Genomic DNA, 20,487 nt, shown 5'->3' on the forward strand with positions numbered 1-20,487 from the left:
GCGGGAGAGGTGAAGCAACTAGCATCGCAACATGACTGCGCTGCGTCCCGCCTATGATTACATCGTGGTCGGCGGCGGGTCCGGCGGCGCGGTGGTGGCGCGGCGGCTGGCCGAGCGCAGTGATGCGAACGTGCTCCTGCTCGAAGCCGGGCCTTCGGACATCGGTATTGGTGCGATCGAGGATGCCGCGAACTGGACCGCGCTGCTCGGCGGCCCCTATGATTGGGGCTATCGCTACGCCCCATCGCCGGAGTTGAACGGCCGCAGCATCGCGATCCCGCGCGGGCGCGTGCTCGGGGGATCGTCGAGCCTGAATGCGATGCTTTGGTATCGCGGCCATCCCTCCGACTACGGCGCCTGGGAAGCCGCCGGCGCGACAGGGTGGAATTTCCGCACCCTGCTGCCCTATTTCAAGCGCGCCGAGGATTGGGAGGGCGGGGCCTCCGACTATCGCGGCGCTGGCGGTCCCTTGCGCATCGAGCGCCCGCGCGATCCGCACCCGATTGCACTGGCGATGCTTGCGGGCGCCGCCGAGCTCGGCATTCCCGTGATCGACGATCCGAACGGCGCGACCAATGAGGGCGCCAGCCTCGCCAATCTCAACGTCAGCGGCGGCAAGCGCTGGAACGCGGCGCGCGGCTATCTGCGCCCCGTGGCAGATCGAAACAATCTCACCATCCGTACGAATGCGCTCGCGATCGGTCTCACCTTCCACGGCCGCCGCGCGCACGCGGTGCGCGCGATCATCGATGGCGCGGTGGTAGAGATTTGCGCGGAATCCGAGATCATCTTGGCGCTCGGCGCGATCGATACGCCGCGGCTGTTGTTGATGAGCGGCATCGGACCGGCGCAGGAACTGGCGCGGCTCGGCGTATCAGTCATCGCCGACCTCGCAGGCGTCGGCGAGAATCTGCAGGATCATCCGCTGCTGATGGGCATGAACTTTCGCGCCAAGGCGCCGCTCGGGCCGGTGCGTAGCAATGGCGGCGGCAGCATGATGAACTGGAAGAGCGATGCAGCGCTGGCCGCTCCCGATCTCCACGCCTTCGTCGTGCAGGGCCGTCACGCCGGCGACGAGGTCGCGACGGCCTACGATCTCTCCGGTGATATCTTCGCGATGTCGCCGGGATTGATGCGTTCCGCGAGTATCGGCCGGCTGCGGCTCGAAAGCGCCGAGCCTGGCGCAGCCATTGACCTGCAGCCGAACTTCCTCGCCGAGCCCGCCGATCTGGAGGCTTTGATCGCCGGCATCGACACCATCACGGCGCTGTCCGCCACCAAGGCCTTTGCCGGCTTGATCGCAGCGCCAGCGGCACCGGACCGCCTGATGTCACGTGCCGAGAAGATCGCGTTCATCCGCATGAGGTGCTCGACCTTCTTTCACACCTGCGGCACTTGCGCGATGGGCACCGGCGAGCGCGCCGTGGTCGATCCACAGCTCCGGGTGCGCGGCGTCGAGGGCCTGCGTATCGCCGATGCCTCGGTAATCCCGATCATTCCGTCCTGCAACACCCATGCGCCCGTGGTGATGATCGGCGAGCGCGCCACCGATTTCATCACCGGCATGAAACCTGCAGAGCCGGCGGCATGAGCGCACCTAAGGACCGGATCATCGCCGCCGACTTTGTCCTGACCATGGACGAAGCCAATCGCGTCATCCCAGATGGCGCCGTGCTGGTGCGCGATGGCCGCATCGCAGCCGTCGGCAGGAGCGCCGCGCTCTGCGCCGCCGAGCCTGCGGCCGAGGTTACCTATCTCCGGAACTGCCTGGTCATGCCGGGGCTGGTGAACTGCCACATGCATTCCGGCTTCCTGCGCGGCACCGCCGAGCACCTGCCGGTGTGGGACTGGCTGCGCCTGCACATCAACCCGATGCACCGCATGCTCAGGCCGCACGAGGCGGAGGCGGCGTCCTATCTCTGCTACGCCGAGAGCGTTCTGTCAGGCACCACCACGACCGTCGACATGTGGCGCTTCATGGACGGCAGCGCGCGGGCAGCCACCGCCATCGGCAACCGCCTCGTCGCGGTGCCCTATGTCGGCGAGCACCCGGACTACAATTATTTCGACACGCTCGACGACAACGAGCGGATGATCGAGACCTGGCACGGAAAGGAGGGCGGCCGCATCTCGGTCTGGGTCGGGCTCGAACATCTCTTCTATTCCGAGGATGCCGCACAACGCCGCGCCGTCGAGATGGCGAAGCGTTACAACACCGGTTTCCACACCCATTGCAGCGAGGCCGCAATCGAGGTCGCCGAATTCGAGAAGCGCTATGGCAAGCGGCCGATGTTCGTGCTCGACGATCTCGGTCTGTTCGAGACGCCGAGGGCGATGATCGCGCATGCGGTCTGGCTCGACGATTCCGAGATCGCGCTGCTCGCCCGCCGCGGCGTCTCGGTCGCGCATAATCCCGTCAGCAACATGAAACTCGCCAGCGGAATTGCGCCGGTGGAGGCGATGTTGCAGGCCGGCCTCGCCGTCGGCCTCGGCACCGACGGCGAGAAGGAGAACAACAATCTCGACATGTTCGAGGAGATGAAGGCGGCCTCGCTGCTCGGCAAGCTGAAGTCGCTCAATGCCGCCGCGCTCGATTCCTGGACCGCGCTGAGGATGGGCACGATCATGGGCGCGCGCGCCATCGGCCTCGACCACGAGATCGGCTCGCTCGAAGTGGGCAAGAAGGCCGACCTGATCGCGGTGCGCACCGACACGCCGCGGATGACGCCGCTGTTCGGCGAAGGCCCCTATTTCAACCTGCAGCACAATCTGGTGCATGCCGTGCGCGGCGGCGATGTCGCGCTGACCATGGTCGACGGCCGCATCATCGTCGAGGATGGCGAACTCAAGACCGCCGACCTCCGCACCCTGATCGATCATGTTCAGGAGGTCGCGCCGGGATTGTTCGCGCGCCGCGCCGCCTGGCTCGCCGAGCACGTCCACGGCTCGGTGCAGTGGACCGGCGCGGTTTGACGGGGGAGCGATGGCCAAGACTACCGATCCCGTCGCGCTGAACGAATGGTACGCGATCGAGACGCTGTCCGAGGTGACGGCGGTGCCGCGCCGCACGCGCCTGCTCGGCCAGGACCTCATCGTCGACCGCGGCACCGATGGCGCGCCGCGCGTGCGCGAGGTCGTCGCGGGAACGCCGGCTGCGCCGCTGCCGATCCGCGAGCGCTACGGCTGCCTCTGGACCACGCTCGGCGAACCCCAGCGCGAGATCTTCGACATCCCCGAAGCCGCGGAGGAGGACCGCCGCTTCGTGATTTGCGGCTGGGTCAAGATGCGCACCTCCGCGCCACGCGTGATCGAGAACTTTCTCGACATGGCGCATTTTCCCTACGTGCACAACGACATCCTCGGGGCCGAGCCGCACACGGAAGTGCCCGCCTATGAGAGCGAGATCCGCCGCGACGTCGACGAGGTCTGGGCGACCAATTGCCGCTTCTTCCAGCCGCGCATCGCGGTGACGGAATCCGCCGGCGATTTCGTGCAGCTCACCTACCGCGTGCCGTCGCCGTTCACGGTGATGCTCTACCGGGTGTGCCCGTCGGCTCCGTCGCGGCTCGATGCGATCGCGCTGTTCATCCAGCCGATCGAGGAGGAGTTGTGCCGCGCCCAGCCGGTGATGTTCCTGGTGGACGCGCAGTCGGCCTACAATGACATGCTGAAGTTCGAGCAGGTGATCTTTTCGCAGGACCGCATCATCGTCGAGAACCAGCGTCCCTTGCGGCTGCCGCTCGAACCGCGCGCGGAGATCCCGACCCGCGCCGACGGTTCCTCCGTCGCCTATCGCCGCTGGCTCAAGGAAAAGGGCCTCCGCTACGGCACCATCGCCGGTTCGCGGTGATCTTGACACCTCTGCCCCGTAGGCCGGGTGGAGCGCGAGCGTAACCCGGGGACCACTGGCCAACGTTGATGCAGGTGTCCCGGGTTACGCTCGCGCTCCACCCGGGCTACGGGGCGTTACGGGCCGATTTGGCGCCGGCCGTCGTCGTGGTGTTGCCTTCCGGACGCCATGACGGGGCTCTTATGCCCTTTTCCGTGAAAAAGCGCCGCCGTTAACGGATGATTAACCATGGCTACCGATCTTTAACCATTCGAAAAGGAAGCTGAGTCGGCCGCGATGGACGCACCTGTGCAGTCAACACGTCAACTGGTCCGCATGCGGGGCCGATCCTACGTTGCTTTTGTGTTTTCCCCTGTGGTTCCGATCATGGACTGGCTTGGGGAAATCGACGCGACGCTCGCCCGTTCGCCCGGTTTTTTTGTCGGCAAGCCGGTGGTGCTCGATCTCTCCGCGCTGGACCTCAGCCAGAGCGCCATCGCCCATCTCGTCGCGAACCTCGAGCAGCGCAACATCCGCGTGCTCGGCATCGAGGGCGTCAGCCCTGACCATCTCACCAAGAGCATGCCGCCGCTGCTCACGGGCGGCCGGCCTTGCGGGCTCCCGCAATTTGAGCCGCAAAAGCCCCAGGCCAAGCCGCAGAAGCCGAAGCAGACCTCGCTGCTGCTCGACCAGCCGGTGCGTTCCGGCCAGTCGATCGTCTTCGCGGATGGCGACGTCACCGTGCTGGGCTCGGTCGGTTCGGGCGCCGAAATCGTCGCCGGCGGTTCCATCCACGTCTACGGAACGCTGCGCGGCCGGGCGATGGCCGGCATCAACGGCAATTCATCGGCTCGAATCTTCTGCCAGAGGATCGAGGCCGAACTACTGGCCATCGATGGCTACTACCAGACCGCAGAGGACATCGGCGAGAGCCTGCGCAACCGACCGGCACAGGCATGGCTCGAAGACGATGCCCTCAAAATCACAGCGCTGAATTGATCGACCAAAGGAGGAGAAAATGGCCAAGGTTTTGGTCGTGACGTCTGGGAAGGGAGGCGTCGGCAAGACGACGTCCACGGCTGCGCTTGGTGCCGCGCTCGCGCAAGCGGGACAAAGCGTTGTCGTGATCGATTTCGATGTCGGCTTGCGCAACCTCGACCTGGTGATGGGTGCGGAACGGCGGGTCGTGTTCGACCTCATCAACGTGGTGCAGGGCGTCGCCAAGCTCTCGCAGGCGCTGATCCGCGACAAGCGGCTGGAGAATCTATGGCTGATTCCGGCCTCGCAAACCCGCGACAAGGACGCGCTGACGGATGAGGGCGTGCGACGGGTCATCAACGAGCTGAAGGCCAAGTTCGACTGGATCCTCTGCGACAGCCCGGCCGGCATCGAGCGCGGCGCGACGCTGGCGATGCGCTATGCGGACGAGGCGGTCATCGTCACCAATCCCGAAGTGTCCTCGGTGCGCGATTCCGACCGCATCATCGGCATGCTGGATTCCAAGACCGCAAAGGCGGAGCGCGGCGAGCGGGTCGAGAAGCACCTCCTGGTCACCCGATACGACGCCTCGCGCGCCTCACGCGGCGAGATGCTCTCGATCGACGACATCCTGGAAATCCTGGCAACGCCGCTGCTCGGCATCATCCCCGAAAGCCAGGACGTGCTGCGTGCGTCCAACGTCGGTTGCCCGGTCACGCTGAACAGCACGACCAGCGCGCCGTCCCGCGCCTATATGGACGCGGTGCGCCGCTTGATGGGCGAGACGGTGCCCATGACGGTGCCGGTCGAGCGCAAGGGACTGATGAACAGGCTATTACGACGGAGGGCGGCATGATGAATCTCCTGCGGCTTATCGGCGGCCGCTCCGGCTCCGCGCCGGTCGCGCGGGAACGGCTGCAGATCCTGCTCGCGCATGAGCGCGGGGTGGGTGGCAGCGGTGCGCCCGAACTGTTGGAACTGCTGCGGTCGGAAATCCTCGCCGTGGTTTCCAAGCATGTCGATCTCGATCCGGAGAAAGTCGTGGTCAAGATGGATCGGGGCAAATTTGTCTCGATGCTCGAGGTCGATATCGAAGTGCCCAATGCTGCGCAACGATCCAAACTGATGGCTGCGACATGACGGCGGACAGCAATAGCCATATCGCCTGGCAACGGGCGCAGGTCAGGAAGAACCGCGCTGCGCTCAAGCAGTTGGAGATCGCCCGATTCGCTGGCGCTCCGATCCCGACCTTCAACCGGGAAACCGAGAAAGCGATCAGCGAGCTGAAGCGGAAGATCGCGGAAGCGGAGCGCTGCATTGCTGATTACGAGCGGCGAACCAAGCGGCCGCTGGCCACCGACGGGCGAAGCCTCGCCAGCGTGAGCTGGAGCCACTGGGACGCCAATGTCGGCGGCACCCCGCCGCAGCGCCGTCGCGCCTGACACTTTTGCAGCCCGGGCGGAGCCAACCGGCCGCGCGAACGCGCGCCCGATGACAGTCTCCGCGCAAAACCGGGGCATCTGCAACCGCGTCTGCGGGCGGTCCCCGGGTTACGCGTTCGCTCCATCCGGGCTACGATTGCTGTGCCTCCTGCATGCGGCGTGATGCCGCGAAGCGCACACGCGTGTGTGAACTGCCTCCCGAACCGCTATGACAGAGCCAGGGCTTTGGCATAGGCTGCCGCCGCTCTGACGCGAACGGCAGAGAAGACGTGCATGCCGATCGAGGATCGTCATCGCACAGGTTCCGGAGGTCGCATGCGACTCATCGTCAACGGCAAGACGCATGAGGTTGACGTCGAAGACGAGATGCCCCTGCTGTGGGTGTTGCGCGACGTGCTTGGCGTCACCGGTCCCAAATATGGCTGCGGCATCGCGATGTGCGGCGCCTGCACGGTGCATGTCGGTGGCGAGCCGGTGCGTTCCTGCTCGCTGCCGGTCGGCGATGTCAAAGCGGACGTCATCACGATCGAAGGATTGGGCACGCCGGCAGCACTGCACGCCGTGCAAAAGGCCTGGGTCGCACACCAGGCCGCGCAATGCGGCTATTGCCAGTCCGGCCAGATCATGTCGGCCGCCGCGCTGCTCAGCGCCAACGACAATCCGAGCGACGACGATATCGACCAGGCGATGTCCGGCAATCTGTGCCGCTGCGGCACCTATCCGCGCATCCGCGCCGCGATCAGGGCTGCGGCGCGTGAGCTCAAGGGGCGTCCGACATGAGCAGGGTCGGCACCATTGCCCGGCGCACCTTCCTGATCGGCACTGCCGTGATCGCGGGCGGCGTCGCATTCGGCGTCTATGCTTATAAGCGCGAGCCGATCAATCCGCTGCTGAAGGATCTTGGCGATGGGCAGGCGGCGCTGACGCCTTACGTGCGCATCGATCAGTCGGGCGTCACCATCATCACGCCGCGCGCCGATCTCGGACAGGGTGTGGCGTCGATACTTGCGGCGCTGGTGGCCGAGGAACTCGATATCGCCTGGAACGACATCAGGGTCGATTTCGGATCGCCGAGCGCCGCTTACTACAACGGCATTGCGGCGGCCGAAGGTCTGCCCGTTCCGGCGACCGATAGTAGCTTCAAGGCGCGCACGACGCGCGTCGTCGGCGATGCGGTGAGCAAGTTCCTGGGTCTGCAGATCACCGGCGGATCGTCGTCAGTCCCTGATGCCTACGAGAAGATGCGTATTGCTGGCGCAGCCGCCCGCGAGGTCCTGTTGCAGGCAGCGGCGAGGCGGACCGGGATTCCAAAGCATCAGTTGAAGACCAGGGACGGCAACGTCATCACGCCGCGTGGCGAGGTGCTGAGTTACGCGTCGCTGGCGGCGGAAGCCGCCAAGATCGAGCCGCCGCAAAAGGTTCGGCTCAAGCCTGCGGCGGACTGGCGCTATCTCGGCAAGCCGATGCAGCGCATCGATATCGTCGCAAAGTCCACGGGCACTGCGACCTTCGGCATCGACATCAGGATGCCTGGCATGGTCTATGCGACGGTCCGCGCCAATCCCGCCATCGGCGGCGGCATCAAGGGATACGATGCGAGCGCCGCCGCGAAGGCGAGGGGTGTCATCGCGGTCGTGCCGATCACCGGTGGGGTGGGGGTGATCGCCGACAACACCTGGCGCGCCTTCAAGGCGGCGGAGCTGATCAAATGCGATTGGGGTGCGGCGCCTTATCCTCCTTCCAGCGCGGCGATGTTCGAGGTGGTCGCGTCCTCGTTCACCGGCGAGCGGCAGGACAGCCGGCTCAAGGATGAGGGCGATGTCGAGGCGGCGCTGCAGGACGCCGGCGTGATCGAGGCCGAATACAAGGTGCCATATCTCGCGCATGCGCCGCTCGAGCCGATGAACGCCGTGGTGCAGCTCAAGGACGGACGGCTCGATATCTGGACAGCCACGCAGATACCGCTGTTCGTGGTGGCGACGGCGGCCGAGGTCAGCGGGCTTGCGCCTGACAACGTGCATCTTCATTCGCTGATGTCGGGCGGCAGCTTTGGCCGGCGCCTCGAGGATGACTATGTCCGTCAGGCGGTCGAGATCGCAAAGGCCTATCCCGGGCATCCGATCAAGATGACCTGGACGCGCGAAGAGGACATGACCCACGACTTCCCGCGTCCGCTTGGCATGGCGCGCATGCGTGGTGCGGTCAGGGATGGAAAGGTCGAGGCGTATGACCTCAAGGTCGCCTGTCCTTCGGTAACGGCTTCTCAGATCGGCCGGCTGCATATGCCGACCTTCGGGCCTGACATCGCGATCGTTGCGGGCGCCTGGGACCAGCCGTTCCGGATTCCGCACTATCGCGTCACCGGCTATCGTGTGCCGGAACTGGTGCCGGTGAGCTCCTGGCGCTCGGTCGGCGCGTCGGCAAACGGCTTCCTGCACAATGGCTTTCTCGATGAGTTGATTCACGAGGCGGGCGTCGATCCGCTGAAGGAATTGATCCGGCTGTGCTGGCACGAGCCATCGCGCAAAGTGCTCGAAGCTGTCGGCGAGATGTCGAAATGGGGCAGCGACGTTGGCAAGGATCGCGGCCGCGGCATCGCGTTCACGCTGTCATTCGGCGTGCCGGTGGCCGAGGTCGTGGAGGTCTCGAATACGCCGCAGGGTATCAGGATCGACAAGGTGTTCGTCGCTGCCGATGTCGGCAGAGTGCTCGACCCGACAAACTTCGAGAACCAGGTTCAGGGCGCGGTGATCTGGGGACTGGGTCACGCCGTCAATTGCGAACTGACCTTCAAGGACGGCGTCGCCGAACAGACGAACTTCCACGCCTATGAAGGCTTGCGTCTCAATCAGGCGCCGACGATCGAAGTGCGCGCGATCGACAACGGCAGCCCGATCCGCGGCATCGGCGAGCCCCCGGTTCCTCCCGCCGCTCCAGCACTCGCCAACGCCATCTTCGCCGCCACCGGCAAGCGCATCCGCGAGTTGCCGCTGAACAAGCACATCGATTTCGTTTAGACGCCGCTCCCGTCATTCCGGGGCGCGCCTCTCGGCGCGAGCCCGGAATCCATCGGGCGGCAGGCGCAGGTGGAGAAATGGATTGCGGGTTCGATGCTGGCGCATCGCCCCGGGATGACGCGCCCTGATCACGAGGAGCCGCGCCAGCGACGTCGCGAGGGATGGGCCACGGGCGAGATCGGGGCCTCGGCCGGCGTTATGGAGTCACTCCGCCTTGGCCTTCTCTCGCATCGCCGCCTGCAGGGTCTTGATGTCTGCAGGCGAGAGTTGGGGGCGGTCGACCTTGATCGTCAGCTTGTTGAGCTTGGCGGTCAGCGGGAACGGCGGCTTGTAGTCGGCATCGTTCACGCCGGTGAGGGTGTCGGAGCCGATGTCGAAGCTCTCGTCCCACTGCAGGATCATCGGCAGTGTCTTCGCCATCCGCTTGGTGGCGACCTGCTTGCCGTCGACCTTCAGCGTGCCGGTGCCGGGCTGTGCGAGACCGCTGAAGTTGTTGTACGCGAGCGTGCCGACGCCAATGCCGTCATATTTGAAGTCGAACTCGACCGTATGCCGGCCCGGCGACAGTGCGTCCGGAGCTTCCCACTTGATGCGTTCGAGGTCGACCATGTTCCACAGGAACACCGGCTTGCCCTGCAGCAGGTAGAAGCCGTAGCCGGCGAAGCGCCCTCCCGAGGTCAGGATCATGCCCTCCGCGCCGCGCTGCGGCACGTCGATATCGGCGGTGATCGTGTAGGACGCATTGAGCAGCAGTGGCGAATCGCCCTGCGGCAATCCCGTCATCGGTCGCGTGTACGCGAACTCCGCGCGGCCGGCGGTGATGTTCGGTCGCGGCGCGATGATGCGCGCCGCGACCGATGCGTCGAGCGGGAAGACCTGGTACTTCCTGGCCTCGGCGATGAACATCTCCTTCATCTCCTTGACCTTCTGCGGGTTCGCGGCCGCGATGTCGTCGGACTGGCTGAAGTCCTTGCTCAGGTCATAAAGCTGCAGCACCTGGTTGTTCAGGGGATCGGGGTTGGCCGGGCCGAACGCCTGCCAAGGCGCGCGATTGACCTTGGTGCTCAGCATCCAGCCGTCGTGGTAGAGAGCCCACTGACCGAACATCTCGAAGTACTGCGTCTGGTGGCGCGACGGCACCTTGGCGTTCGGTCCATCGAATGTGTAAGCAAAGCTCGTGCCTTCGATCGCCGCTTGCTTGATGCCGTCCACATACTCCGGCGCCTGAAGGCCTGTGGCCTCGAGGATCGTCGGCATGACGTCGATCACGTGGACGAACTGCTCGCGCAAGGAACCCTTGTCCTTGATGCGGGCCGGCCAGGACACGACCATGTTCTGGTTGACGCCGCCGAGCCTGGATGCGTTCTGCTTGAACCAGTCGAATGGCGTGTCAAACGCCCATGACCAGCCGGCCGACATGTGGTTGTAGGTCTGCTCGGTGCCCCAGACATCGTAGAACTTCATCTGCACATCGACAGGCAACTCATTCAGGCCGTTGAAGAACGCGACCTCGTTCGGCGTGCCGAGCGGCCCGCCTTCGGCGCTCGTGCCGTTGTCCCCGTTGATGTAGATGACCAGCGTGTTGTCGAGCCGACCCAGGTCCTGGAAGTGTTGAATCACGCGCCCGATCTCATGGTCGCTATAGGCCGCGTAGGCGGCGAAGACCTCGACCTGCCTGATGAATAGTCTCTTCTCCTCTGCCGTGAGCTGGTCCCACGGCTTGAGCACTTCCTTGGGCCACGGCGCGAGCTTGGTGTCACTCGGGATTACGCCGAGCCGCCTCTGGTTCTCGAAGATGCGCTCGCGAAGCTTCTCGTAGCCGTCGTCGAACAGGTGCATCGCGCCGATCTTGTCTACCCATTCCTTGGTCGGGTGGTGCGGCGCGTGCGTGGCGCCCGGCGCATACTTGATGAACAGCGGTTTGGACGGGTCGGTCTGGTGCATGCGTGTCATCCAGTCGATGGCATCGTCGGCCATGGCGGTGACGAGATTCCAGGTGCCCGGCGGCTTACCCAGGAACGGATAGATTTGCGTCGTGTTGCGGAAGAGATTTGGCTCCCACTGGTTCGCGTCGCCGCCGACGAAGCCGTAGAAGTACTCGAAACCCATGCCTATCGGCCACTGGTTGAAGGGGCCGACCTGGCTCGCAGCGAATGCGGGCGTATTGTGGTCTTTTCCGAACCAGGAGGTCGCATAGCCGTTGTCCAGGAGAATCCGCCCGATCGTCGCTTTATCCTTCCCGATGATGCTGCTGTAACCCGGGAAGCCGGTCGACTGCTCCGAGATCACGCCGAAGCCGGCCGAATGGTGATTGCGCCCGGTGATCAGCGCCGCGCGAGTCGGCGAGCAGAGGGCCGTGGAGAAGACACGATTGTAGCGCAGGCCCTCATTGGCGATGCGATCCATCGTCGGAGTCGGGATGACGCCCCCGAAAGTGCTCGGCACGCCGAAGCCGGCGTCATCAGTGATGATCAGCAGCACATTCGGCGCGCCTTGCGGCGGGACGATGCGCGGTGCCCACCACGGCCTGGACTGCAGGGCGTCGTCCTTGATCACGCCGCCAAAGGTCGGATCGGGCGGCGGGAGTTGCCTGCCGTCGATCGTGGTCGTGGCGCCGGGCGAACCCGCAGCGCCAATCGTCTGCTGTGCCATCGAGGGGACAATCGTGAGCACGGTCAAACTAGCGCAGGAGAACAACAGTGCAGACATTTTCATGACCGATCCTCCCTGCTGGATCTCTGCCATGGGCCAAAAGTGCCCAACCAAGTACATCGAAGTAGGTGCCGGACAGCATGCGTTGACATAGATCAACGCATGGTCCGCGTTGGGTCATTGGAAACCCGCACGAATTTGGCAGTCTGCGTTACTCCGCGCCATGACCGCGCGGCGGCGCCACTTTCAGAACTGGGCCGGTTGAGCGGGTGGGCTCGGCCAATCCGATCGCAGGTTGTTCGGGTTATTCCTATCGAATAAGTCCTGCCTTACAACGCCGCTCGGGCGGGCATCAATCGATGGTGGCATTCTGCGAGCATCACGGCTTGGCGCGACGATGACGTCAGGCCGAACCACGCAATTGGCGGGATAGCCGACGTATTGGCAGTAAGTTACAGCGCTCGCGCTTCCATTGCTTCCAACGGAAAAACCAATAACTAGCGACGCCGACAAGGCAATTGATCGCTTCATTTCTTGCCTCCCGTAGCTGATCTGCGAAAAAAATGATCATAAATGAAGTCGGGCGCCATGCCAAAGCGGCGAGTGTTGAACGAAGGATTTCCGCTCCGGACGGGCAAATCACCCATAGGTCTGTCCAGCCCTCGCGGCAAAAATATTTCTGTTTTTCCGAAACGCAAATCAGTCTATGAGTTCGCGCGTCTCACGGCGGATGAGGGGCGGATCGCGATCGTCACGAACGTGCGGTGAGATGCGGTGGACGTGATGCGTGTGACTGACGAGCACGCGCGTTGCGGACGGCGAAGTCGTGTGGTTCTGGCGCCCCGACGCTGGCGCTAAGTTTTTTGCGCGAAGAGGTTCGCGCGAGAGATGACGGTGGCAAGAAAGCCCGGTCACCGAGAAGAGCACGAAGTAAGCCGTAAACCATCGCGCAGGGAAAGCCGGAGTTGCTTCGGTTGACCTGTGGTCCTACCCCCGTGCTTTTTGTTGCACGGGGCCCACGGGTGCGACCGGCACCCGGCTTTCCCTGCGCCCTCACTTCAATGCGAGGGTGGAACGAGACGCAAAGCTCGGACGCCATGCGCCGCGAGAACGCGAACTCACATCCACTCCACCGTCATGCCCGCGAAGGCGGGCATCCAGTATCCCGCGGCCTCTCGGCATAAGCACCACCGCCTCTGCAATACTGGATCGTCCGGTCAAGCCGGGCGGATGACCGCGGAGAAGCTGTTTGACATTTGAATCAGAACTCGCCGTCCGTCATTGCGAGGAGCGAAGCGACGAAGCAATCCATGCCTCCACGTGCCGAGAGATGGATTGCTTCGCATCCTACCGGTCCGCTCTTTGACATTCGAATCCGCTCTCTCCCCCGTGCCGTCTCGCCTTTCGACGGGACGATGCCGATGTGGTCATTGTGAAATGCGAACTATTCATTGAGTGCAGCGAACACGCGCGACACGCGAACTGCATCGCACACGCAAGCGCGGTGATGGTGATGTGTTAGCGGGCTATTACACGAGACACCGGCGCCAGCATCCGCACCGCAACACGTTCCTTGCGCGCCGCACAAATTCAGCAACATCCAACCTGATCCGCAAAATCATCATGATGCACTGTTGCTCCACGCGTGATGTGATGAGAGTTTGAGCATCGCGGCTGCCGCCAACAATGAATGGCGAGAGAGAACGACTCGGTTCGACGGAGTCGTTGCTTGCCTTCTTTTTGGCAGAGTTCCGGCGCTCATTTGCACCGGGTCTGAATTCAACTCGGTGTTACACCTCAACCCAAGATGGAACTCGAGATGCATCATCCAGACCAGACACGTCGTTCGCTTCTGAAGGTTCTTGCCACCGGCGCCTGCGTTGCGGCCACCGGGCCTGCTGCGGCGCAAGAGGATCAACCCGGCAGCAACGATCGGCCGAAGAAGGGCGATCTCCTGGTTCTCTCCGAAGGAGAGCGCGCCGGCCAGGTCATCAAATCAGACGACCTCAAGCTCGGTGGCCCGCCAGTACGCGCCTGGCCGAAGGATCCCGCCACCTCGGTGGTCCGCAAAGGTTCGCGTTTGAATGAAGTGCTCGTCATCCGGCTCAATCCCGATGAACTCGACGACGACACGCGCGCGCGCTCGGCTGACGGCATCGTCGCCTATTCGCTGATCTGCGCGCACGCCGGATGTCCCACCACCGGCTGGGTGAAGTCGGCGGAAAACGACAAGAACGTCTTCAAGTGCTTTTGCCACAATTCCGAATATGACCCGCGGCACGGCGCGGACGTCGTGTTCGGGCCGGCGACCCGTCGTCTGGCGGCGCTTCCGTTGGCTCTCACCGACGGTTCGCTCACCGTGTCTGCGGCGTTCGTAGGAAAGGTAGGTGCCTGAGGCAAAGAACCAAATAATTCGCTCAAATTGGGTAAGTGCAATCAAAAGTTCTGAACAAAGAACAAAGCAGGGAGGTAGCATCTAATGACCACGAAACAATGGCTTCTCACGAGTGCAGCGGCGTTCGCGTGCCTTGTCTCAACCGCTGCGGTGGCAGGCCCGATCGAGAATTACAGTCCGGTGACCTCGCAGCGGCTCGAGAATCCCGAGCCAAGCAACTGGATGCTGTATCGGCGGACCTATGACGGGCAGGGCTATAGCCCGCTCGAGCAGATCAACACACAGAACGTGAAGAGCCTGACGCCGGTATGGACCTTCTCCACCGGCGTGATCGAAGGCCACGAGGCGCCGCCGATCGTCAACAATGGCGTCATGTTTGTTGCCACCCCGATGGGGCAGGTGATCGCGCTCAACGCCAAGACCGGTGATGAATATTGGCGCTACAAGCGTCAATTGCCCGAGGATCTGTTCCAGTTGCATCCGACCAGCCGCGGCGTCGGGCTGTGGCAGGACAAGCTCTATCTGGCGACGACGGATGACCATGTGGTCGCACTCGATGCCAAGACCGGCAAGGTGGTCTGGGATACGAAGGTGCAGGACTACAAGAAGGGCCAGTACATGACGCTGATGCCGTTGATCGTCGACGGCAAGGTCATCGTCGGCGGGTCCGGCGGCGAGTTCGGGGTCCGTGGTTATGTCGTCGCGTACGATGCCAACAACGGCAAGGAACTGTGGCGCACCTTCACCATTCCCGCGCCGGGCGAGCCGGGCAGCGAGACATGGGGCGGCGATGACTGGAAGACCGGCGGCGGATCGGCCTGGATGACCGGCAATTACGACAAGGAGACCAAGACGATCTATTGGGGCGTCGGCAACGCCGCACCATGGCCCGGCTCGGCGCATCCCGGCGATAATCTCTACACCAGTTCCGTGCTCGCGCTCGATCCGGACACCGGCAAGATCAAGACGCACTTCCAGTATCACCAGAACGATTCCTGGGACTGGGACGAGGTCGAGGCGCCGATCCTGGTCAACCTGGAACGGGAAGGCCGCCCGTTCAAGGCGCTCGTGCATCCCGGGCGCGATGCGATCTTCTGGATTCTCGAAGCGAAGCCCGACCGGATCAACTACGTCACCGGCTGGCCGTTCGTGTACACCAATGTCTGGAAGGGCATTGAGAAGGAGACTGGCAGGCCGATCGTCGATCCCGAGCACAAGCCGGTGCTCGGCAAGCGCGTCGAATTCTGCCCGTCGCTGTGGGGCGGCAAGGATTGGCCGTCGGCGTCGTATAGCCCGAGGACCAAGCTCGTCTACGTTCCCGCCAACGAGAATTTCTGCGGCGGCTTCTCCGGCGAGAAGACACCGCTGGTTCCTGGCCAGCTCTGGCTCGGCACCAAGCCGGAAGATATCGGCCTGACGGTGCGCCCGGGCGCCACCCACATGGGCGAGTTGCAGGCCTGGGATCCGGCCACCGGCAAGAAGGTGTGGTCGCACAACTTCCCGAAATCGCAACTGTTCGGTTCGGTGTTGGCGACTGCGGGCGATCTGATCTTTGTCGGAGGCACCAACGATCGCAACTTCCGCGCCTTCGATGCCAAGAGCGGCCAGTTGTTGTGGGAGCAGAAGACCAATTCCGGCATCATGGGCATGCCGGTCTCCTATGAGATCGACGGCACGCAATACATCGCGATCCAGTCGGGCTGGGGCGTCGACGCGCAGCGCATCCAGGATGGCCTGGTCACGCAGAATGTCGGCGTCGAGAACAACGTGCCTCAGGGGGGCGTCGTCTGGGTGTTCGCGGTCAAGAAATAGCGACACACGGGACGGCGAAAAGGAGCGGCGGACCGAAAGGTCCGCCGTTCTTCGTTGGGAATTGATCATTTGCCTTTGTTGTCGACTTTCGCCTTCTCGTCCTCGTTCATCTTCCTGATCGTCGGATCGCGGCTCGCTTCACCGGTGGTCTGGTTGGTGGTGGCCGGCGGGGCATTATTCGGCAAGGAATTCTGCTCCGCGGGCGTCTTCGCCGGCCGCGTGGCGGTCGCGGGTGGTGGTGACGTGTTGGTTTGCGCGTTCGCCGCCTGCTCACTCAAAAGAAAGGCGCCCGCCAGTAGAGACACCGCGAGCGCCGGGAAATTATGTTTCATCGATCTGTCTCCTCTCCAGATCGATGAAACAATTGATGCGCGCTTGCGTTCCGCCTCACGCCTCCAGTTGCTTGCCGATCGGCATCGCGCGGATGCGTTTTCCGGTGGCGGCGAAGATCGCGTTGATCAAGGCCGGCGCGAACGGCGGCACGCCGGGTTCGCCGACACCGCTCGGCGGCGTATCGGGGGTTGCGGGCGGCACGATGTAGACGTTGGTGATGCCAGGGGATTCGTCGATCCGGAGCACCGGGTAATCGTCGAAATTGCCCTGCTGCACCTTGCCGTCCTTGAAGGTGATCTCGCCGTATTTGGCGAGGCTCATGCCCATGATCGCCGCGCCCTCGATCTGCGACTGGATGCGCTCGGGGTTGACATAGGTGCCGCAGTCGATCGCGGTGTCGACCCTCGGCACCGTCAGCTTGCCCTTGTCGTCGACAGCGACTTCGACGATGGTCGCGATATAGCTGACGAAGCTCCTGTGCACCGCGATGCCAAGGCCATGGCCCTTGGGCACCGATCGTCCCCAGCCGCCTTTGTCGGCGACCACTTCGACCACCTTGCGCAGCCGCGCGGTGTCGATCGGGTAGCTGTCATACGGCTCGCCATAGTTCCAGGGATCCTTCACCGAGGAAAGGTTGACGATCCGGGGCGAGCCGATCAGTTCGAGCAGCATGTCCTTCGGGTCGCGGTTGGTGGCATGGGCGATTTCGGCGACCATGGACTGCACCGCGAAGGCACGCGGGATGTTCGACACCGAGCGGAACCAGCCGATGCGGGTATGCGCGGCTGCCTCCGGGTTCTCGCACTGCATGTTGGCGATCTCGAACGGATTGTCGATCAACCCCATGCCAAGCTCGAACGGCGCCTGGTGGACGGTTCCGGCGGCGAACGTCGAGGCGATGGATGGAGCCACGCTGCGATGCCGCCAGGCGATCACCTTGCCATTCTTGTCGAGGCCCGCTTCGATCCGCTCGACGGACACCGTGTGGAGGAAGTCGTGGCGCACATCGTCTTCGCGCGTCCACTGCACCTTCACCGGCACGCCGAGCTCCTTCGAGAGCAGCACGGCCTCAAGCGCGAAGTCGCATTTCGACTTGCGGCCGAAACCGCCGCCGAGCAGCGTGACGTTGACGGTCACGTTCTCCTCGGGGATGCCGAGCGTCTTGGCGACGTCCTCGCGCGTTCCGCCCGGGCTCTGCACGGGAGCCCAGACTTCCGCCTTGTCGCCCTTGACGTTGGCGACCGCAACCGGCGGCTCCATGCTGGCATGGGCGAAATGCGGCAGGTAGTACTCGCCGACGATGACTTTGTCGGCGCTCTTCAACGCCGCCTCGGCATCGCCTTCCTTGCGCACGACGAGGCCCGGCTTGCGCGCGGCCGCCTCGAGCTCGGCGCGATAGGCGACCGAGTCGTATTTGGCATTGGCGCCGTCGTCCCAGGTCACCTTCAGCGCATTGCAGCCCTTGATCGCGGCGCCAGTGTTGCGTGCGATCACGGCCACCCCGCCGAGCGGCTGGAATTTGGACGGCCATGGCCATCCCTTCACTTCCATCACCTTCTCGACACCGGAGACCTTCATCGCTTCCGCGCCATCGAAGGAGACGAGCTTGCCGCCGGTCACCGGCGGACGGGCGATGACGGCATATTTCATGCCGGGCAGTCGCACGTCGGCGCCATAATGGGCTGCACCCGTCGTGATGTCGTGGAGGTCGACGATGCCGATCTCGCCCTTGCCGAGATAGCGGAAGTCCTTCGGGTTCTTGAGCTTCAGGCCTTCGATGCTCGGCACCGACTGTTTTGCGGCATCGGCTGCGAGTTCGCCGAAGCCGAGCTTGCGCCCGCTCGCGCTGTGGACGACCTCGTGATGGACGGCCTTCACCTCGCTCGCCGGCACGCCCCAGCGTTTCGCCGCAGCCTGCTCGAGCATGGTGCGGGCCGAAGCGCCGATCTGGCGCATCGGGATCAGATAGTGGCGCGTGCTGCGCGAGCCGTCGGTGTCCTGGTTGCCGAACTTGACCTCATCGCCATGCGCCTGCTGGATGCGGACGCGCGACCAGTCGGCCTCCAGTTCCTCGGCCACGATCAGGGGCAGGCTGGTGCGTACACCGGTTCCCATCTCGGAGCGGTGCGCCACGATCGTGACGATGCCGTCAGGCGCGATCGAGACGAAAACGCGCGGGTCGACCACGACGCCGTGCGGCATTTTCCCCGCGCCGGTCTCGTATGCGAAGCTCGGGCGCATCATCACCGGTGCAGCGAGCACGAACCCGCCGGCGAGCCCCAGGCTCTTCAGGATGCTGCGGCGCGAAACGTTCTCGACCTTGATGTGCTTCTCGAAGCCGCGAAGCTTGTTGGGATTGGTGAGGATATTCATGTCACACCCCCGTCGATGCGAGATGGACTGCGTTCTCGATCCGCTGGTAGCAGCCGCAGCGGCAGATGTTGCCGGACAGGGATTCGCGGATCTGGTCGTGTGACGGTTTTGGATTGTCCATCAGCAGCGCAGCCGCTTGCATGATCTGACCCGCCTGGCAATAACCGCATTGCGGCACATTGACTTGGCGCCAGGCCTTTTGCACCGGGTGATCGCCGGTCGGATGCAGACCCTCGATGGTGGTGACCTCGCGGCCGGCCGCGTCCGACACCGAGGTGATGCAGGCGCGCACCGCCTGCTTGTCCATGATCACGGTGCAGGAGCCGCACAGCGCCTGACCGCAGCCGAATTTGGTGCCGGTGAGCCCCACTTCATCACGGATAAACCAGAGTAGCGGCAGGTCGGGGTCGCCGTCCCAATTCCGTTCCTGACCATTAATCTTCAACTTGACCATGATCGTCCCTCGCTCTTCTTAAGCTGTTGATGTTTGCAGGCCACGAGCGAGAACATATTTCTCCCTGCGCTCGCGACCGCTCTTGGGTCTCGTGCGGCGGGTCGCTCCTTGGAGATGCTGAAGGGGAGCCCGTTGCACGATCGGTCCGGTAGTCCGTATCCGGCTGCTCCTTTGTTATGTTCAAATGAAACGCGCCGCCCGCGCGCATCGGGGAAAATAGAATGCTAGCAGAAACCGATGCGACGCTGACTTCACAGCCAAGTGTTTTGCATTTGCCGTTTGTCAAAAGCGGGGCCGACCGCTCGCTGATCCAAGACCGTCAGGATATTTTTGCAAACGCGGACGCGAAAAATACACTGCCGCCAAGCGGGCGCGGATTGGGAAAAGCCGGAACTGGCCTGCTGACGGGAACAAGGATGGGTGCGGGCAGCTCAAAATGCTGCGGTGCGAGCAGCGATAGCGCCGCTGGCGGAGGCAGGCACCGCCAGCGGTGTGCGGGTAAATCAGGCAGCCTTATTAGGCGGCCTTGGATTTCGCTACGTGGGTCGCGATCGCGTCCATCAGCGCCGGTGACAGACAGTCATAGGGCTCGAGCCCCAATTCCTTGAGCCGCCCGCGGATCGCCGGCATCTCCTCCGGCTTGGCGCCGGACTCGATCACGGACGAGACGAACGCGGCAAAGCCCGGCGCCGCCGAGCCGCTCTCCTCGAAGAGTTCGGGATGGATGAAGTCGAGGCCATAGAACGGATGCGCCTTGTTCTCGATCCGCCCATACATATGCGTGCCGCAGGCCTTGCAGGCATAGCGCTGGATCACAGCCGCGGGGTCGACGATCTGCAGCTTGTCGCCATTTTCCAGCACCGTCAGGTTCTGTCTCGGCACCACCGCCACGATCGAGAACATCGCCCCTTCCGGCTTCCAGCATTTGGTGCAGCCACAGGCGTGGTTATGGGCGACGTCGCCCTTGATCGCCACTTTCACCGGCCGGTCCGTGCATTTGCAGACCAGCGTGCCGCCGGCAAAGTTGCCGGAGCCTTTCTTCACGCCGCTGTCAATCGATGGGTGGAGTTGAACAGTCATGGGTCAATCCTCCTAGTGTTTGACATTGTTGAGGCTGGAGCGGGGACGCTCATCCCGCTCCCTCCTTTCCTTGAGCATGACCCTCGGGGGTGGGCCCGCGGGGCATGCTTTCGAGGCGGTAG

At 63.7% G+C, this 20,487-nt stretch carries 16 protein-coding genes; 11 read left to right on the plus strand and 5 right to left on the minus strand.

The features are described from left to right. Positions 1–31: 31 nt before the first annotated feature. The 9 genes from I6F35_RS21185 (at position 32) to I6F35_RS21225 (ending at position 9,266) form a co-directional block, all read left to right on the plus strand. Positions 32–1,591, plus strand: a complete 1,560-nt coding sequence (locus tag I6F35_RS21185; protein ID WP_225119611.1) for a GMC family oxidoreductase N-terminal domain-containing protein — start codon at positions 32–34, stop codon at positions 1,589–1,591. Continuing rightward, complete coding sequence (locus I6F35_RS21190; protein WP_225119612.1) at positions 1,588–2,973, plus strand: amidohydrolase; 1,386 nt, start codon at positions 1,588–1,590, stop codon at positions 2,971–2,973. The genes I6F35_RS21185 and I6F35_RS21190 overlap by 4 nt, the downstream gene beginning before the upstream one ends. Positions 2,974–2,983: 10 nt before the next feature. Continuing rightward, positions 2,984–3,850 (plus strand): aromatic ring-hydroxylating dioxygenase subunit alpha, encoded by an 867-nt coding sequence (locus I6F35_RS21195; RefSeq protein ID WP_225119613.1) that lies wholly within the window; start codon positions 2,984–2,986, stop codon positions 3,848–3,850. A 276-nt stretch (positions 3,851–4,126) separates the two neighbouring features. Beyond that, positions 4,127–4,828: a septum site-determining protein MinC gene (gene minC, locus I6F35_RS21200; protein WP_225119614.1), complete on the plus strand. Its 702-nt coding sequence runs from the start codon at positions 4,127–4,129 to the stop codon at positions 4,826–4,828. A 19-nt stretch (positions 4,829–4,847) separates the two neighbouring features. Further along, the gene (minD, locus tag I6F35_RS21205) at positions 4,848–5,663 is read left to right on the plus strand and encodes a septum site-determining protein MinD (protein ID WP_225119615.1); all 816 of its coding nucleotides are present in this window, start codon (positions 4,848–4,850) and stop codon (positions 5,661–5,663) included. Then, a complete protein-coding gene (gene minE, locus I6F35_RS21210; protein WP_225119700.1) occupies positions 5,663–5,947 on the plus strand; it encodes a cell division topological specificity factor MinE in 285 nt (94 codons plus the stop codon). The genes minD and minE overlap by 1 nt, the downstream gene beginning before the upstream one ends. Further along, entirely contained in the window at positions 5,944–6,249 is a 306-nt protein-coding gene (locus I6F35_RS21215; protein WP_225119616.1) for a hypothetical protein, read from the plus strand. Before minE ends, I6F35_RS21215 begins: the two co-directional genes overlap by 4 nt. Positions 6,250–6,564: 315 nt before the next feature. After that, positions 6,565–7,029: a (2Fe-2S)-binding protein gene (locus I6F35_RS21220; RefSeq protein ID WP_225119617.1), complete on the plus strand. Its 465-nt coding sequence runs from the start codon at positions 6,565–6,567 to the stop codon at positions 7,027–7,029. Next, the gene (locus I6F35_RS21225) at positions 7,026–9,266 is read left to right on the plus strand and encodes a molybdopterin cofactor-binding domain-containing protein (RefSeq protein WP_225119618.1); all 2,241 of its coding nucleotides are present in this window, start codon (positions 7,026–7,028) and stop codon (positions 9,264–9,266) included. Before I6F35_RS21220 ends, I6F35_RS21225 begins: the two co-directional genes overlap by 4 nt. A gap of 204 nt (positions 9,267–9,470) precedes the next feature. On the opposite strand, the gene I6F35_RS21230 is transcribed toward I6F35_RS21225, so the two are convergent. Further along, positions 9,471–11,981: an arylsulfatase gene (locus I6F35_RS21230; protein WP_225119619.1), complete on the minus strand. Its 2,511-nt coding sequence runs from the start codon at positions 11,979–11,981 to the stop codon at positions 9,471–9,473. Between the two features lie 1,756 nt (positions 11,982–13,737). Between I6F35_RS21230 and I6F35_RS21235 the strand changes: the two genes are divergently transcribed. Further along, the gene (locus I6F35_RS21235; RefSeq protein ID WP_346283187.1) at positions 13,738–14,313 is read left to right on the plus strand and encodes a ubiquinol-cytochrome c reductase iron-sulfur subunit; all 576 of its coding nucleotides are present in this window, start codon (positions 13,738–13,740) and stop codon (positions 14,311–14,313) included. Between the two features lie 84 nt (positions 14,314–14,397). Then, the gene (locus I6F35_RS21240; protein WP_225119621.1) at positions 14,398–16,125 is read left to right on the plus strand and encodes a methanol/ethanol family PQQ-dependent dehydrogenase; all 1,728 of its coding nucleotides are present in this window, start codon (positions 14,398–14,400) and stop codon (positions 16,123–16,125) included. A 65-nt stretch (positions 16,126–16,190) separates the two neighbouring features. Here I6F35_RS21240 and I6F35_RS21245 read toward each other — a convergent pair whose 3' ends face one another. The 4 genes from I6F35_RS21245 to gfa form a co-directional block, all read right to left on the minus strand. Beyond that, complete coding sequence (locus tag I6F35_RS21245; RefSeq protein WP_225119622.1) at positions 16,191–16,457, minus strand: hypothetical protein; 267 nt, start codon at positions 16,455–16,457, stop codon at positions 16,191–16,193. 55 nt (positions 16,458–16,512) lie between these two features. Beyond that, the gene (locus I6F35_RS21250; RefSeq protein WP_225119623.1) at positions 16,513–18,831 is read right to left on the minus strand and encodes a molybdopterin cofactor-binding domain-containing protein; all 2,319 of its coding nucleotides are present in this window, start codon (positions 18,829–18,831) and stop codon (positions 16,513–16,515) included. A gap of 1 nt (position 18,832) precedes the next feature. Further along, entirely contained in the window at positions 18,833–19,285 is a 453-nt protein-coding gene (locus tag I6F35_RS21255) for a (2Fe-2S)-binding protein (protein ID WP_225119624.1), read from the minus strand. A 516-nt stretch (positions 19,286–19,801) separates the two neighbouring features. Further along, positions 19,802–20,365 (minus strand): S-(hydroxymethyl)glutathione synthase, encoded by a 564-nt coding sequence (gene gfa, locus I6F35_RS21260; RefSeq protein WP_225119625.1) that lies wholly within the window; start codon positions 20,363–20,365, stop codon positions 19,802–19,804. Positions 20,366–20,487 lie beyond the last annotated feature (122 nt).

Origin of the sequence: Bradyrhizobium sp. BRP22, from assembly GCF_020194175.1 — a bacterium.
Classification (GTDB): domain Bacteria; phylum Pseudomonadota; class Alphaproteobacteria; order Rhizobiales; family Xanthobacteraceae; genus Bradyrhizobium.

Bases quoted from the DNA above. Each gene is read 5' to 3' on its own strand.
- I6F35_RS21185 (WP_225119611.1), top strand. From the start codon at position 32: ATGACTGCGCTGCGTCCCGCCTATGATTACATCGTGGTCGGCGGCGGG.
- I6F35_RS21190 (WP_225119612.1), top strand. From the start codon at position 1,588: ATGAGCGCACCTAAGGACCGGATCATCGCCGCCGACTTTGTCCTGACC.
- I6F35_RS21195 (WP_225119613.1), top strand. From the start codon at position 2,984: ATGGCCAAGACTACCGATCCCGTCGCGCTGAACGAATGGTACGCGATC.
- minC (WP_225119614.1), top strand. From the start codon at position 4,127: ATGGACGCACCTGTGCAGTCAACACGTCAACTGGTCCGCATGCGGGGC.
- minD (WP_225119615.1), top strand. From the start codon at position 4,848: ATGGCCAAGGTTTTGGTCGTGACGTCTGGGAAGGGAGGCGTCGGCAAG.
- minE (WP_225119700.1), top strand. From the start codon at position 5,663: ATGAATCTCCTGCGGCTTATCGGCGGCCGCTCCGGCTCCGCGCCGGTC.
- I6F35_RS21215 (WP_225119616.1), top strand. From the start codon at position 5,944: ATGACGGCGGACAGCAATAGCCATATCGCCTGGCAACGGGCGCAGGTC.
- I6F35_RS21220 (WP_225119617.1), top strand. From the start codon at position 6,565: ATGCGACTCATCGTCAACGGCAAGACGCATGAGGTTGACGTCGAAGAC.
- I6F35_RS21225 (WP_225119618.1), top strand. From the start codon at position 7,026: ATGAGCAGGGTCGGCACCATTGCCCGGCGCACCTTCCTGATCGGCACT.
- I6F35_RS21230 (WP_225119619.1), bottom strand. From the start codon at position 11,981: ATGAAAATGTCTGCACTGTTGTTCTCCTGCGCTAGTTTGACCGTGCTC.
- I6F35_RS21235 (WP_346283187.1), top strand. From the start codon at position 13,738: ATGCATCATCCAGACCAGACACGTCGTTCGCTTCTGAAGGTTCTTGCC.
- I6F35_RS21240 (WP_225119621.1), top strand. From the start codon at position 14,398: ATGACCACGAAACAATGGCTTCTCACGAGTGCAGCGGCGTTCGCGTGC.
- I6F35_RS21245 (WP_225119622.1), bottom strand. From the start codon at position 16,457: ATGAAACATAATTTCCCGGCGCTCGCGGTGTCTCTACTGGCGGGCGCC.
- I6F35_RS21250 (WP_225119623.1), bottom strand. From the start codon at position 18,831: ATGAATATCCTCACCAATCCCAACAAGCTTCGCGGCTTCGAGAAGCAC.
- I6F35_RS21255 (WP_225119624.1), bottom strand. From the start codon at position 19,285: ATGGTCAAGTTGAAGATTAATGGTCAGGAACGGAATTGGGACGGCGAC.
- gfa (WP_225119625.1), bottom strand. From the start codon at position 20,365: ATGACTGTTCAACTCCACCCATCGATTGACAGCGGCGTGAAGAAAGGC.